Raw genomic sequence first — 13,834 nt, forward strand, 5'->3', positions numbered from 1 at the left:
CGGGTGCTCGACTACGACAAGGAAGCGGAGCGCTACGACGCCTCGCGCGGCGGCGAGCCCCGGGCGGCCGCCGCCGCCCAGGCCGTGCTGAGCCTCGTACCGCCGGACACGCGCAGTCTGCTCGACGTCGCCTGCGGTACCGGCATCGTGACCCGCCGGATCGCCGCCGCCCGCGACGGCATGCGGGTGACCGGCGTCGACCTCGCGGCCGCGATGGCCCGGCAGGCCTCCACCCGGCTCCCCGGTGCCGTCGTACGCGCCGACAGCCGCCGGCTGCCCTTCCGGGACGGGCAGTTCGACGCCGTGTGCAGCGTGTGGCTGCTGCACCTGGCCGCCGGGCCAGCCGAGGTGCGGACCATCGTCGGCGAGTGCACCCGGGTGCTGCGCTCCGGCGGGATCTACGTCACCACGGTCGACAAGGCCACCTCGCACAACGTGGGCAGTGACATCGATGTCGTGCTGTCCTCCCGGCCGCGCAGCCCGGTCCGGGACGCGGCGGCGGACATCGAGTCCAGCGCCGCCGCCCACGGCCTGGTCCCGGCCGGGCAGGCCCGCTTCACCGGTCACGGCCAGGGCCGCAGCCCCCGGCGTACGATCGCCGACCTGCGCCGTGGCTGGTTCGTCACCCTGCCGCCGGGCCACCCGCTCGCCGACGGATTCGCCACCCGGCTCGCGCAGCTGCCCGACCAGGACCGGCCGCGCCCCGACCCGGTGTTCGGCCTGAGGTCGTTCCGCAAGACCGGGTGAACCCGGCGACGGCGCCGGCTAGCTGAAGCCGCCGCTGAAGTCGCTGTTGAGCTGGGCGGAGCAGATGTTGTAGCCGCCCTGTGCCCGGCCCGTCTTCGTCCGGCCGTCGATGGTGATCGAGCACTGGATGTCGCCGCCGCCCATGAGCTGTGCGGTCACCTGGTAGTAGAGGGCGTCGTCCTTGACGGTCAGGGTCTTCTTCAGAGGCAGGCCCTTGCCCTGGAGATTGGTGCCGTCGTTGCCGTAGGTGATGTCGACACCGGAGGGGGCGGAGCCCCACACCCTGAACACCGCCGTGCCCTCGGCAGCGGTGTCGGCGGCTTCGGCGTCGTCCGCGGTGTCCGCCTTGGGTTTGGGTTTGGGCTTGGCTTTGGCGGTGGCGGTCTTGGTGACCGTCACCGTGGGGGCCGGTTCCGCCTCGTCGTCCGCCCGCGCCTTCTCGGTGACGGTGACGGTCGGGCGGGGCGCGGCGGCGGTCTTCTCCGCGTCGCCGCCGTTCCCGGCCGAGCCGATGCCCACGCCGAGGAGGAGGACGACGGCGGCGGCGGGTATCAGGACGCGTTTGCGGGCCCAGGACGGCCGGGGAGCCGGCGGGGAGGGCTGCGGCCCGAAGCCGGGCGGCGGCGGAGGCTGGGTGTACGACATGGACCCCCCCTGAGGTGTTTCGTAGGGGGTAAGCGTAACGAGAGATGTAAAGAAAGTGTGAGTAGTGTGCGGGCAAGGTGATCTGTTCGTGATCGGTTCCGGACGGCGGAGAGGGCGCATACCGCGTCCGGCACACGCCCTCGAATCGACGGGTCAGGCGACCGTGCAGCTCTGCTGACCCAGCGTGAAGGCGGTCGGCTTCGTGTTCGTGCCCGATCGTTGTGCCGTGAAGCCGAAGCTCACCGACGACCCTGCCGCCACGTTCGCGTTCCAGCCGACGTTCTTCGCCGTCACCGCCGAACCCGCCTGTGCGGCCTCGGCGTTCCACGCCTGCGTCAGCTTCTGGCCGTCGGCGAAGCTCCAGCCGAGCGACCAGCCGTTCCAGGCGCTCGTACCGGTGTTGGTGAGCTGGACGTCCGCCTGGAAACCGTCCGACCACTGGCTCGTGATCTTGTACGTCACCTTGCATGCACCGGTCGGCGTCGGGTCGGGACCGGGTCCCGGATCCGTCGGGCCACCGCCGGAGCTGTCGCCGTAGAGGACTCCCCGGCCGTTCGTGGAGACGTAGACGCGGCCGTACACCCGTGGGTCGCCGGTGATCGCCCCGCCCGTCCATCCCCACTGGTGCGCGTCGTCGTTGATGCGCGTCCAGCTCGCGCCCTTGTCCGTCGAGCGGAAGACGCCGCGCACCCCGCCGATCTTCGCGCTGGTGTAGAGGGTCTGGTAGGAGGCGCCGGGGGCCGCCTTGCCGAAGCCGATGGTGTCGGCCTGCTCGACGTTCGCGACCTTGGTGAAGCTCGTCCCGCCGTCCGTGGAGTGCCACAAGCCGTACGCGCCGCCTGCCTCGCCGCCCGCCAGCCACACGTCGCCCTTCTGGCCGGGCAGCGCCTTGAAGCGGACGCTGTCGCCGCCGGGCAGGCCGGCGGCGGGTGACTCCCTGAACGTCGCCCCGCCGTCCGTGCTGACGTAGAACTTCCCGGACTTGAAGCCGTAGAAGGTCTTCGCGTCGACCCGGTCCGACTCGACGATCGCCCCGGCGGGGATCCCGGCGGAGGCCTGCCAGGACGTGCCGAAGCCCGTCGTGTGGTGGACACCGGCCCCCTCGGGGCTCCACACGAACCGGCTGCCGTCGGCCGCCGACGCGACCGTGCCGCCGCCGCTCACGCCCGAGGGGTCGGTGCCGGCGAACCAGTTGGCTCCGTTGTCGGTCGAGAACGCGATGTGCGGCCCCGAGTCCAGGTTGCCCGCCCGCACCACCGTGTTCGGGTTCGACTCGGCGAAGTCCAGGCTCGTGGTCGTCGTGAAGTTCGGCTGTGTGAACATCATCGACGGCACCTTCGTCAGGTCCGTGTGCCGGAAGCCGCCGATGTCACCGAGCGCGCTCAGCAGCGGGGCGCCGGACGGGGGAGAGACGAGGTCGTTGACCGCTGTCTCCTCCAGCCCCTGCACCATCGGTCTGATGGCGAACTTGCTTCCGCCGTCCCACTTCGTGAGGTTCTCGGTGCCGTAGACCGTCGCACCCGTCCCGTACATCATCCGGTCGGAGTCGAACGGGTCGATCTCCAGCGCCTCCGTCATCCAGCCCAGCTTCGGCGTCTGCTCGGGCGGCTGCGGGTTCGCGCCCCAGGTCAGCCACGGCGAGGACGAGGCGTCCATCGTGTAGCGGTTCTCGCGGTTCGGGTACGACGTGTAGTCCCACGCCTTGGTCCAGCTCCCGCCGCTGTCCGTGGAGCGGAAGATCTGGGTGTCCGGCCACCAGGCGCTGTACGCGGTCGCCATGACCGTGCCCGGCCTCTGCCGGTCGACGGTCAGCCCGCTGAAGCCGTAGGACGTGTCCGCCTCCGCCACCGGGCTGATGTCGGTCCAGGCCGCCGTACCCGTCGCGTACCGCCACAGCCGGCCCTTGCCGCCGTCGTACGGGCCGCCCTTGTCGCTGTAGGCGAGGTAGAGGTCGCCGTTCTTCGCGTCCAGGACGCCCTTGTGGGCGAGGTGACCGGTGGGCTGCCCGGCCAACCGTTGCCAGGTGGCGCCCGCATCCGTCGACCGGTACACCGCGTTGTCCTTGTCGGCGACCCCGACGTAGATCGTCCTCGTGGCGCTCCCGGCGGTGCCGGTGGACTCGTCGAAGGTGACCCAGACGATGCCCTGGTTGTCGCTCGCGTACCCGCTCGTGTCGCTCGGGTCCTGGACGTAGGTGCCGGCGTTCGGGAAGTTCGCGACCTGCGACCAGGTGACGCCGGAGTCCGTCGACCGCCACAGCCCCTTGCCGCTCGGCGCGCCCAGATACAGCACGCTGTTCCGGTTCGGGTCGATCGCCAGCCGCTCGCCCATGCCCCGCCCCGGCATGTTGCCGCCCAGCTTGAACGGCAGGTCGGCCTTCCGCCAGCTCGCGCCCCGGTCGGAGGAACGCATCACCGCACCGTTCTTCGGGTCCCAGCCGTTCGTGTACGTCCCGACCGCCGCGTACACCCGGTTCGGGTCGACGGAGTCGGACGCGATACTGACGACGCCCGTGTGCCCCCAGTCGTCCCACCCGACCGAGTCCAGCAGCGGTGTCCAGCTCTTGGAGGACTGCTGCCAGCGGTACGCCCCTCCGATGTCCGTGCGGGCGTAGGCCAGGTTCTTCTCGGAACGGTTGAAGACGATGCCGGGGACGAACCCGCCCCCGTCGATCCGGGCGTTCTTCCAGGTGTACGTGTCCGCGGCGAGCTTCGTCGCCGGGGGATCGGCCGCCAGGGCGGTGGGGGCGCCCGACAGCAGCCCGGCCGCCAGCGCCAGCACGGCCGTGAGGATACGGGTTCTTCGCACGGTGGGGGGTCCTTCCGTGAGGGGGGACGTGCGAGGGCCGGGCGGCCCCTGTGCAGGTGGAGCCGCCCGGCCGTGGTGGCCCCGCGTCAGGTGCAGGGCCGTGTACGCAGAGCTTCGGACGCACCTTTGCCTCTGGGGGCGTGGGGCTGCATCAATATGCGGCTCCGCCGCGTGGGCGCGACCAGCCACAGCCGGGCCCGCAGCCGAAGTACCCGCCCCACCCGCGGAGCGCCCGGCGGGGGCTATTCGAGCAGCTCCGCGTACGAGCCCATGGCCAAGGCGATGTCCGCCTGAGCCCAGAACCGGTGGTACGTGAAGGACGGCACCGCACCGCCCGCGAGATAACTCTCGATCTTCGACCAGGCGGGGTCGTCCTCGTAGAAGGAGCGGATCGAGTCGAACGTCGACGACGAGTTGATCGCGTCACCGTTCGGCATCGTGCCCGTCCAGCCACTCGGGATGGACACCTGGTCGTCGAACCGGTTGTAGTCGGCCCGGTTCTCCGGGACCGCGACCCCGAGGGCGTCCTGGTGGTTGGCCCACATGCCGTCCAGCAGCTTCTTCGCCGCCGTCGCCGCCTCCGTGTCACCGGAGCGGTCCGCGTAGTACGTCAGGGTCTTGGCGTACGCGGCCGCCACACCGACGTCGTTGGTGTAGTCGGCGACGGTGACGTGCAGCCCGCTGTTCGCACCGGGGCTCGACGCGTTCCAGGTGTCGGGCTGGCCCGACCACTGCAGCGTCGACGGGATCCGGTAGGTGCCGTCCGGGTTGAACGTGGTCTTGGACAGCGCCCACTTGACCCACTTGTCGAGGACCGTCTTGGCCTGCGCGTTCCCCGTCTGCTGGTACAGCTCGGCGACCCGCTCCATGGACCACGCCTGGAAGCCGAACCACTGGTTGGACGGCGGGTCGTGGTACACGGGCTTCTCGTCGTAGTACATGCCGTAGAACGTCGACTTGCCCGAAGGCGGGGTCGCGTACCGGCCCGCCCAGCTGTTGGTCGCGCCGCCCGCGATGGCACCTTCGTCCGACTGCAGCCAGCGGTAGAACTCCAGCTGCCGGTCCATGGACTTGGCCCAGTCCGCCGCGCCCGTCGCCGACTTCGGCTTCAGCGGCGCGTAGTTGGCGAGCGCGTAGGCGGCCAGGGGGTTCTGGTAGCCGCCGTGGGCGTGGCTGGAGCCGATGCGCCAGGCCCAGCCGGCGCTGGTGTCGGTGGCGCCGCCCCAGGCGTAGTACCAGGACATCAGGTAGAACGAGGCGTCCTTGCCGGTGCCCGCAGGGCAGGCCGCGGGGCCGACGCAGTTGCCGACCTTCTTGAAGTACTTGTCGTACATGGAGTAGCGCAGGTAGTCGCCCATCTTGGCGGCCTTGCCCACCGTCGCGGAGACGGCCGAGCCCTTGCCCTGCTCCTTCGCCCAGAGATCCGCCCAGTAGGCGGCCTGCACGGCGCGCGCGTCGGCGTCCGGAGCGTTGGTGAACTTCCACTGCTTGGCGTAGGAGGCGTCACCGGTGAACAGGTCCAGATAGCCGTTCTTGCCGCCGTACTTGAAGGCGTCACAGGTCGGCTGCGGCACCGTCTCCCACACCGACTCCTGCGCGCCGCGCTGGAAGGTGTTGATGTACGACGGGCCGGTGTCCGACGGACCCGCCTCGCACTTGCCGGGCGCGTTGCCGTAGCCGTAGACGTTGTCGACGTCCTGCAGCCAGTGCATGCCGTAGACGTCGTCCGTGCCGTACGCGCTCTTCAGCTCGGCCGCGATCGGGTCGCGGCCGACCGAGACACCGGTGTCGAGCTTGGCCGGGTACTCGTTCGGCGTGTCCAGCTCGGGCGCGTAGGTGGCCGGCTTGGAGGCGTTGTAGAAGGAGTTGGTCGGCTGGTCGGCGTGGGTGGGGATCATGTACTTCTCCATGATGTCCCAGGCGCCGTTGAACTTGGACCAGTCACCCGTCACCTTGCCGTACATGGCCTGGAGCCACAGGAGGTAGCTGTACGCCTCCGAGGTGGTCTCGTGGCCGTGGTCCGGCGCCTCGACGATCAGCGTCTCGACCGAGTGGTAGGGGATGCCCTCGGGGGAGAAGTAGCCGTTCGCCGGGTTGGTGATCTTCCCGTACAGCTCCAGGAAGCGGGCGTCGTACACCTTCGCCGCGGCGAGCTGGGTGACGGTGACCGAGGCCTTGGCGTGGCCCGCGGCCGTCGACTCGAACACGGCCGATCCGGTGCCGGAGTTCGCGGCGGTGACGGTCACCTTCTGCGCGGTGTTCCAGTTCTGCGGCGTGAAGGTGAGTGAGGCGCCGGCCGACACCGACAGGCCCGAGTTGCCGCTCGCGCGGGCCGACGTCACCGTCACGTTGGAGGCCGGCTGCTTGGACAGCTTCACCTCGTAGGTGCCCGACTTGCCGGACTGGACGCCCAGTTGCAGCGGCGAGGCGACGACGGTAGGGCCGGAGGAGACGGTGATGCCGACCGGGGTGGAGTCCGCGGAGGCACCCATGCTGTCGTACGCCTTGGCCACCAGGGAGTGACTGCCCACGGCCAGGTCGGAGACGGACAGCGCGTAGGGCGCGCTCGTGTCCGTGCCCAGCAGCTTGGTGTCGTCGTAGAACTCCACCTTGCTGATCGTGGCGCTGTCGGCGGCGGCTGCGGTGGCCGCCAGCGGCACCGCCTGGCCCTGGGTGTAGACGGCGCCCGCGCTCGGACTGGTCAGCACGGCGATCGGCGGCTGGTGCGCGCCGGTGCAGGGCGTGCCGTTGACGGTGAAGGACGTCGGCGCGGTGTTGCCGCCGCTGTAGGAGAACTGGGCACCCGTGGAGACGGCGGCGCCCGCTGCGACCCGCGCGTTGTGGGAGGCGTTCTTGACGGTGATGTTCTGGCCGGACTGCGACCAGGTGCCGTTCCAGCCGTTGCCCAGCTTCTGGTTGCCGGAGTAGGCGTAGGTCAGCGTCCAGCCGTCGATGACGTCCGTGCCGCGATTGGTGAGGGTGAGGTCGACCGTGAAGCCGGAGCCCCAGTCGTTCGTCTTGTAGTCGACACTGCACTGAAGTGCCGCCGCCTGCGCGGGAGTCGACCCTGAGGAGAGCATCGTCAACGGAAGGGCGAGAGCTGCGAGCGCGGCGGTCCACAGACGCCGCACGGCTCTCCGCCTCCGGGGTGGGGGATGCATGGTGCTGGTTCCTCCTTGCGGCTCGGAGAAGTCAAGGCTTGAACCAGTGGGAGCGCTCCCATAGTGCGGATGCGTCAGGTATCGGTCAAGGTTCTCGAAGAGTCGAAAAGATTCGACGCACCACGTTGAGCAAAAGTCAGCAACTCCCCTGTTCTTTGCTGTCGCTTGGCGCTACCTTCCTTGACACCAGTGGGAGCGATTCCATCAGTCGACGCGTCCGTCACGGCACGCCCGACCTGCAAGGAGTCGCTCATGCGACACCCCCCGCGTTCAGTACTTTGAGCCGCCGCCGGCGCGAGACGCCCGCGTGCGGAGGACAGTTGCCGCCCCGCGTCGGCCCGTACGGCGCCGCACCGGCTTCGCCCTGCCCGCGACACCTCATCGCACCCGAACCCCCCACGGAACCGCGGACATCGCAAGGAACCCAACGGAAGAGGGACCCCCACTCATGAGCCGTACGAGAACCGCGTTACTGGCCGCCATGGCTCTGGTCGCCGGCGCGACCGGCACCGCGTTCGCCGTCGACCCGGGCGGTACCGGCGTCGCCGCCGTCCCCTGCACCGTCGACTACAAGATCCAGAACGAGTGGAGCACCGGCTTCACCGCCGCCGTGACCATCACCAACAACAGCGCCGCCAAGTCGTCGTGGTCGCTGAAGTGGTCGTACGCCGGGAACCAGAAGGTCACCAGCGGCTGGAACGCCAAGCTGAGTCAGAGCGGTGCCGGCGTCACCGCCGCCAACGAGACCTACAACGCCCAGCTGGGGACCGGCGCTTCGGTGAGCTTCGGCTTCCAGGGCAGCTACAGCGGCAGCAACGCGATCCCGGCGACCTTCACCCTCGACGGTGTCACCTGCAACGTCGACGGCGGCGGTCCCGGCGGCCCCACGGATCCGCCGGACCCGGGCGGACCGTCCAACCGGGTGAACAACCCCTACGAGGGCGCGAAGGTGTACGTGAACCCGGAGTGGTCCGCGAACGCCGCCGCTGAGCCGGGCGGCAGCCGGATCGCCAACCAGCCGACCGGTGTCTGGCTGGACCGCATCGCCGCGATCAACGGCGCCGGTGGAAAGATGGGCCTGCGCGCCCACCTCGACGAGGCGCTGCGCCAGAAGGGCTCCGGCGAACTCGTCGTCCAGTTCGTCATCTACAACCTGCCCGGCCGGGACTGCTCCGCCCTCGCCTCCAACGGTGAGCTGAAGGCTGACGAGATCGGCCGCTACAAGACCGAGTACATCGATCCCATCAAGGCCATCCTCGCCGACCCGAAGTACGCCTCGCTGCGGATCGTCACCACGGTCGAGATCGACTCGCTGCCCAACCTCGTCACCAACACCGGCAGCCGCCCGACGGCCGTCCCGCAGTGCGACGTGATGAAGGCCAACGGCAACTACATCAAGGGCGTGGGCTACGCACTGAACAAGCTCGGTGACGTGCCGAACGTCTACAACTACGTCGACGCCGGACACCACGGCTGGATCGGCTGGGACGACAACTTCGGCCCCACCGCCACCATCATGAAGGAGGCGGCGACCGCCGAGGGCGCCACGGTGAACGACGTCCACGGCTTCATCACCAACACGGCGAACTACAGCGCGCTGAAGGAGAACAACTTCACCATCAGCGACACCGTGGCGGGCAAGTCCGTCCGTGAGTCGAAGTGGGTCGACTGGAACCGCTACGTCGACGAGCTGTCCTACGCCCAGGCCTTCCGCAACCAGCTGGTCACGGCGGGCTTCAACTCGAACATCGGCATGCTGATCGACACCTCCCGCAACGGCTGGGGCGGCGCCGCACGGCCCACCGGACCGGGCGCGACGACCAGTGTCGACACCTACGTCGACGGCGGGCGCTACGACCGTCGCTTCAACACCGGCAACTGGTGCAACCAGTCCGGAGCCGGCCTCGGCGAGCGCCCGAAGGCCGCCCCGGCCGCGGGGATCGACGCCTACGTGTGGATGAAGCCGCCGGGTGAGTCCGACGGGGCGAGCAAGCAGATCCCGAACGAGGAGGGCAAGGGCTTCGACCGCATGTGCGACCCGACCTACACGGGCAACCCGCGCAACAACAACAACATGTCCGGTGCCCTGCCGGACGCGCCGCTGTCCGGGGCCTGGTTCTCCGCACAGTTCCGGCAGCTGATGCAGAACGCGTACCCGCCGCTGTCCTGACGGGTTCGCGGTGAACCGCTGATCCGCCGGGGCCCGGGCCCCGGCGGATTTTGCGGGACCGGCAACAGCAGTGGCCTCCGTCCGGTGCGTCGGTGCACGCTGACCGCACCCGAGCGAGAGGCTGACCACCATGGGGCACCACCACCACGACCACGAGCAGGGCCACGGCCCTCACCACGGCCACACGGACCTCGACTGGGCCGAGATGGGCCCGATGCTGGAGTCCTCGGCGGAACTGTTCGCCTCCCTGTACGAGCGGGCCCTGGGCTGGCTGGCGCAGGAGGTGACCGAGCCGGGGCTGATCGTCGACGTCGGCAGCGGACCGGGCGTCGTGTCCTGCCTGTTCGCGGAGGTCTTTCCGGGCGCGCGGATCGTGGCGGTGGACGGCTCCGAAGCGCTGCTGGAGCGGGCCCGGGCACGGGCCGGGCGGCAGGGTGTCGCCGACCGTTTCGGCACGCTCGCCGGTGATCTGCCCGAGGTGCTCGGCGAGCTGGACTACCCCGCCGATCTGCTCTGGGCGAGCCGCAGCCTGCACCACCTGGGCGACCAGCGGGCCGCGCTGGCCGCCTTCGCGCAGCGGCTCGCGCCGGGCGGCACGCTGGCCCTCATGGAGGGCGGCCTCCCTCTGCGGTTCCTGCCGCGCGACATCGGCATCGGCCGGCCCGGCCTCCAAGCGCGGATCGACGCGGTGGAGGCGGAGTGGTTCAGCCGGATGCGCACAGACCTGCCCGGGCACGTGGCCGAGACGGAGCACTGGCCGGCCCTGCTGGCCGCCGCGGGACTGAAGCACACGAGGACGCACAGCTTCCTGCTCGACCTCCCGGCCCCCGCCTCGGACCGGGCGCGCGCCTATGTCGTGGCGTCGCTGTCACACATGCGCGACATGCTCGCCGCGGAGCTCGACGCCGAGGATCTCGCGACCGTCGACCGCCTGCTCGACCCCGACGACGAGGCGAGCCTGCACCGGCGCCCGGACGTGTTCGTCCTGGAGGCCCACACGGTGCACACGGCGGTCCGGCCCGCGTAGCGGCCGCTGGTTCAGCGCCTTCACGGCAGCCGGTCCCATGAGGAGCCTCCCCAGAACGACAGCGCCCCGGCCGGAGCCCTGCGAGGGGGCTCCGGCCGGGGCGCTGCCGGAAGTCGGGCCCCGCGAGGGGGCTCCGGAGAGGGGGCACCGCCAGAGGTCCGGCCCTGCGAGGGGTCCGGCCCTGCGAGGGGCTTGGAGCCCGGGTGCCGTCGGTGCGGCTCAGGCGCCGTTGAACTCCGCCGGGTCCGGGCCGATGCGCCGATCCTCGTTCAGGGCGCTGATCGCCGCCAGGTCCTCGTCGTCGAGGCTGAAGTCGAACACCTCGATGTTCTCCTTGATCCGCGACGGCGTCACGGACTTCGGGATCACCACGTTGCCCAGCTGGATGTGCCAGCGCAGCACGACCTGGGCCGGGGTGCGCTCGTGCTTGCGGGCGATGGCCACGATCGCCGGGACCTCCAGCAGGCCCTTGCCCTGGCCGAGCGGGGACCAGGCCTCCGTGGCGATGCCCTGCTGGGCGTGGTACTCACGGGAGGCACCCTGCTGCAGGTGCGGGTGCAGCTCGATCTGGTTCACCGCCGGGACGACCGACGTCTCGCCGATCAGCCTCTGAAGGTGCTCGGGAAGGAAGTTGGAGACACCGATGGCCCGGATCCGGCCGTCGGCGTGCAGCTTCTCGAACGCCTTGTAGGTGTCGACGTACAGACCCCGCTCCGGCGTCGGCCAGTGGATCAGGTACAGGTCGACGAAGTCCAGGCCGAGCTTGTGCAGCGACGTGTCGAAGGCGCGCAGCGTGGAGTCGTATCCCTGGTCGGCGTTCCAGAGCTTCGTGGTGACGAAGAGCTCCTCGCGGGGCAGGCCGGCGGCGGCGATGGCCTTGCCGGTGCCCTCCTCGTTGCCGTAGATCGCCGCGGTGTCGATGCTGCGGTACCCGGCCTCCAGTGCCGTCCCGACGGCCGTCGCGGCCTCGTCGTCCGGCACCTGCCAGACGCCGAAGCCCAGCTGGGGCATCTCGACGCCGTTGTTCAGGATGATCGGGGGGACCTTGCTCACGAGCTCTCGATCCTTCGGTAAGTGGTCAGTGTGCTCCCATCGTCAACGATCACGGGCGGTGATGCATTCCTGACGGGAGAATTCCGAAGCCACACCTGCCCCGCGGGGTGGAGGTCACGCCCGGTAGAGCGCCTCGACCTCGTTCTCGTACGCGTTCTCGATGGCCTTCCGCTTCAGCTTGAGGGACGGGGTCAGCAGCCCGTGCTCCTCCGTGAACGGCTGGGCCAGTATGCGGAAGGTGCGGATCGACTCGGCCTGCGAGACGAGGGTGTTGGCGGCGACCACCGCGCGGCGCACCTCCGTTTCCAGATCCGCGTCGCGCACCAGCTCCGCCGCGGACATCTGCGGCTTGGACCGCATGGCCAGCCAGTGCTCCACGGCCTCCTGGTCGAGGGTGATCAGGGCGGCGATGTACGGACGGTCGTTGCCGACGACGATGCACTGGTTGACCAGCGGATGGTCCCGGACGCGTTCCTCCAGTACGCCGGGGGAAACGCTCTTCCCGCCGGACGTGACCAGGATCTCCTTCTTGCGGCCGGTGATGGTGAGGAAGCCGTCCTCGTCCAGTGCGCCCAGGTCACCGGTGGCGAGCCAGCCGTCGTGCAGGGTCGCGTCGGTGGCCTTCTGGTTGTTGAGGTACCCCTGGAAGACGTTCTCGCCGTGCAGCCAGATCTCGCCGTCGTCCGCGATGTGCACGGTCATGCCCGGGATGGGCTGCCCGACCGTGCCGAACCGGGTGCGCCCGGGCGGGTTGGCGGTCGCGGCCGCCGTGGACTCGGTCAGGCCGTAGCCCTCGTAGATGTGCACGCCCGCCCCGGCGAAGAACAGCCCGAGGCGGCGGTCCATCGCCGAGCCGCCGGACATGGCGTGCTTGATGCGGCCGCCCATCGCGGCGCGGATCTTGGTGTAGACGAGCTTGTCGAACAGCTGGTGCTGCATGCGCAGGCCCGCCGACGGGCCGGGGCCGGTGCCCCAGGCCTTGGCCTCCATCGCGTCCGCGTACCTGATCGCGATGTCGACGGCCTTCTCGAAGGGTCCGGAGCGGCCCTCCTTCTCGGCCTTGCGGCGGGCCGCGTTGAACACCTTCTCGAAGATGTACGGCACCGCCAGGAAGAACGTCGGCTTGAACGCGGCCAGATCCGGCAGCAGGGCCGCCGCGTTCAGCTGCGGCTGGTGGCCGAACTTCACCTTGCCGCGGATCCCGGCGACCTGGACCATCCGCCCGAAGACGTGCGCGAGCGGCAGGAACAGCAGGGTGGCCGCCTCGTCGCCGCGCCGGGAGTGGAACACCGGCTCCCAGCGCTCGATGACGGTGTCCGCCTCGTACATGAAGTTGCCGTGTGTGATGACACAGCCCTTGGGGCGGCCGGTGGTGCCCGAGGTGTAGATGATCGTGGCGACCGAGTCGGGTGTGACGGCCTGCCGGTGGCGGTGCACCACCTCGTCGTCGAGGTGCGCGCCCGCGTCGTACAGCTCGTGCACGGCGCCGGAGTCCAGCTGCCACAGCCGGCGAAGCCGGGGGAGCCGGTCGATGACGGTGGCGATCGTCATCGCGTGGTCCTCGTGCTCCACGACCGCGGCCGTCACCTCGGCGTCGTACAGCATCCAGAAGCACTGCTCGGCCGAGGACGTCGGATAGACCGGCACGACCTGGGCGCCGATCGTCCACAGCGCGTAGTCGAAGAGGGTCCACTCGTAGCGCGTGCGGGACATGATCGCGACCCGGTCGCCGAACCGGATGCCGCTCGCCAGCAGGCCCTTGGCCAGGGCGAGCACCTCGTCGCGGAACTCGGCGCTGGTGACGTCCTGCCATTCACCAAAGTCGTCCTTGCGGCCCAGCGCGATGTGCTGCGGGTCCTCCTGGGCATGCTCGAAGACCACGTCGGCCAGACCGCCCACCGGAGGTGCCAACGCCAACGGAGGGTTGGTGAACTCGCGCAAACCCCGCTCCCCGTTCCTCAGCGCTTCTGTCGAGTGACGCCCCGCACAGCGCCGTGAAAGCTACCCCACCCGGCCGGGGGGCGGGAGGGGGTACGGAAGCACACACCGCCCCGGTCCGCGCTGGTCAGCGAGGGAAAAAGCGCTCACATGGGGAAGGGTCGGACACAAACCTGACGGTTGAGTAAGCTTCGGTGCCGTAATCTCCACCGAATCTGTACGAGTCCGGCCGTGGCGCGAAACGCCGTCGAACGGCGTCCCTTCTGTCAGCGGGACGGCGGCGGA

Annotated in this window: 8 protein-coding genes; 3 read left to right on the plus strand and 5 right to left on the minus strand. The window is 69.9% G+C overall.

What is annotated here, in order from left to right:
- The first annotated feature begins 3 nt into the window (after nucleotides 1–3).
- A complete protein-coding gene (locus tag FDO69_RS18660) occupies nucleotides 4–747 on the plus strand; it encodes a class I SAM-dependent methyltransferase (RefSeq protein ID WP_104780973.1) in 744 nt (247 codons plus the stop codon).
- 18 nt (nucleotides 748–765) lie between these two features.
- Here FDO69_RS18660 and FDO69_RS42040 read toward each other — a convergent pair whose 3' ends face one another.
- From FDO69_RS42040 to FDO69_RS18675, 3 genes are all read right to left on the minus strand, one after another.
- On the minus strand, nucleotides 766–1,392 hold the full coding sequence (locus FDO69_RS42040; protein WP_234387989.1) for an MmpS family protein: 627 nt from the start codon (nucleotides 1,390–1,392) through the stop codon (nucleotides 766–768).
- A gap of 153 nt (nucleotides 1,393–1,545) precedes the next feature.
- Complete coding sequence (locus FDO69_RS18670; protein WP_104780974.1) at nucleotides 1,546–4,200, minus strand: cellulose binding domain-containing protein; 2,655 nt, start codon at nucleotides 4,198–4,200, stop codon at nucleotides 1,546–1,548.
- Nucleotides 4,201–4,442: 242 nt separating this feature from the next.
- On the minus strand, nucleotides 4,443–7,361 hold the full coding sequence (locus tag FDO69_RS18675) for a glycoside hydrolase family 48 protein (protein ID WP_104780975.1): 2,919 nt from the start codon (nucleotides 7,359–7,361) through the stop codon (nucleotides 4,443–4,445).
- Between the two features lie 448 nt (nucleotides 7,362–7,809).
- Here FDO69_RS18675 and FDO69_RS18680 point away from each other — a divergent pair, with 448 nt between their 5' ends.
- Nucleotides 7,810–9,531 carry a glycoside hydrolase family 6 protein gene (locus FDO69_RS18680; RefSeq protein ID WP_104780976.1) on the plus strand — a complete coding sequence of 574 codons (1,722 nt, stop codon included), beginning with the start codon at nucleotides 7,810–7,812 and terminating at the stop codon, nucleotides 9,529–9,531.
- 130 nt (nucleotides 9,532–9,661) lie between these two features.
- Nucleotides 9,662–10,558: a class I SAM-dependent methyltransferase gene (locus FDO69_RS18685; RefSeq protein WP_104780977.1), complete on the plus strand. Its 897-nt coding sequence runs from the start codon at nucleotides 9,662–9,664 to the stop codon at nucleotides 10,556–10,558.
- Between the two features lie 219 nt (nucleotides 10,559–10,777).
- Here the strand turns inward: FDO69_RS18685 and FDO69_RS18690 are convergent, their stop codons facing one another.
- Together FDO69_RS18690 and FDO69_RS18695 are read right to left on the minus strand one after the other, a co-directional pair.
- Nucleotides 10,778–11,569, minus strand: coding sequence for an aldo/keto reductase (locus tag FDO69_RS18690; RefSeq protein WP_104781101.1), 792 nt, complete (start codon nucleotides 11,567–11,569; stop codon nucleotides 10,778–10,780).
- 156 nt (nucleotides 11,570–11,725) lie between these two features.
- Nucleotides 11,726–13,552, minus strand: coding sequence for an AMP-dependent synthetase/ligase (locus FDO69_RS18695; protein ID WP_104780978.1), 1,827 nt, complete (start codon nucleotides 13,550–13,552; stop codon nucleotides 11,726–11,728).
- Nucleotides 13,553–13,834 lie beyond the last annotated feature (282 nt).

Origin of the sequence: Streptomyces tibetensis, assembly GCF_007655005.1 — a bacterium.
In the GTDB taxonomy this organism is placed as follows: Bacteria; Actinomycetota; Actinomycetes; order Streptomycetales; family Streptomycetaceae; genus Streptomyces; species Streptomyces tibetensis.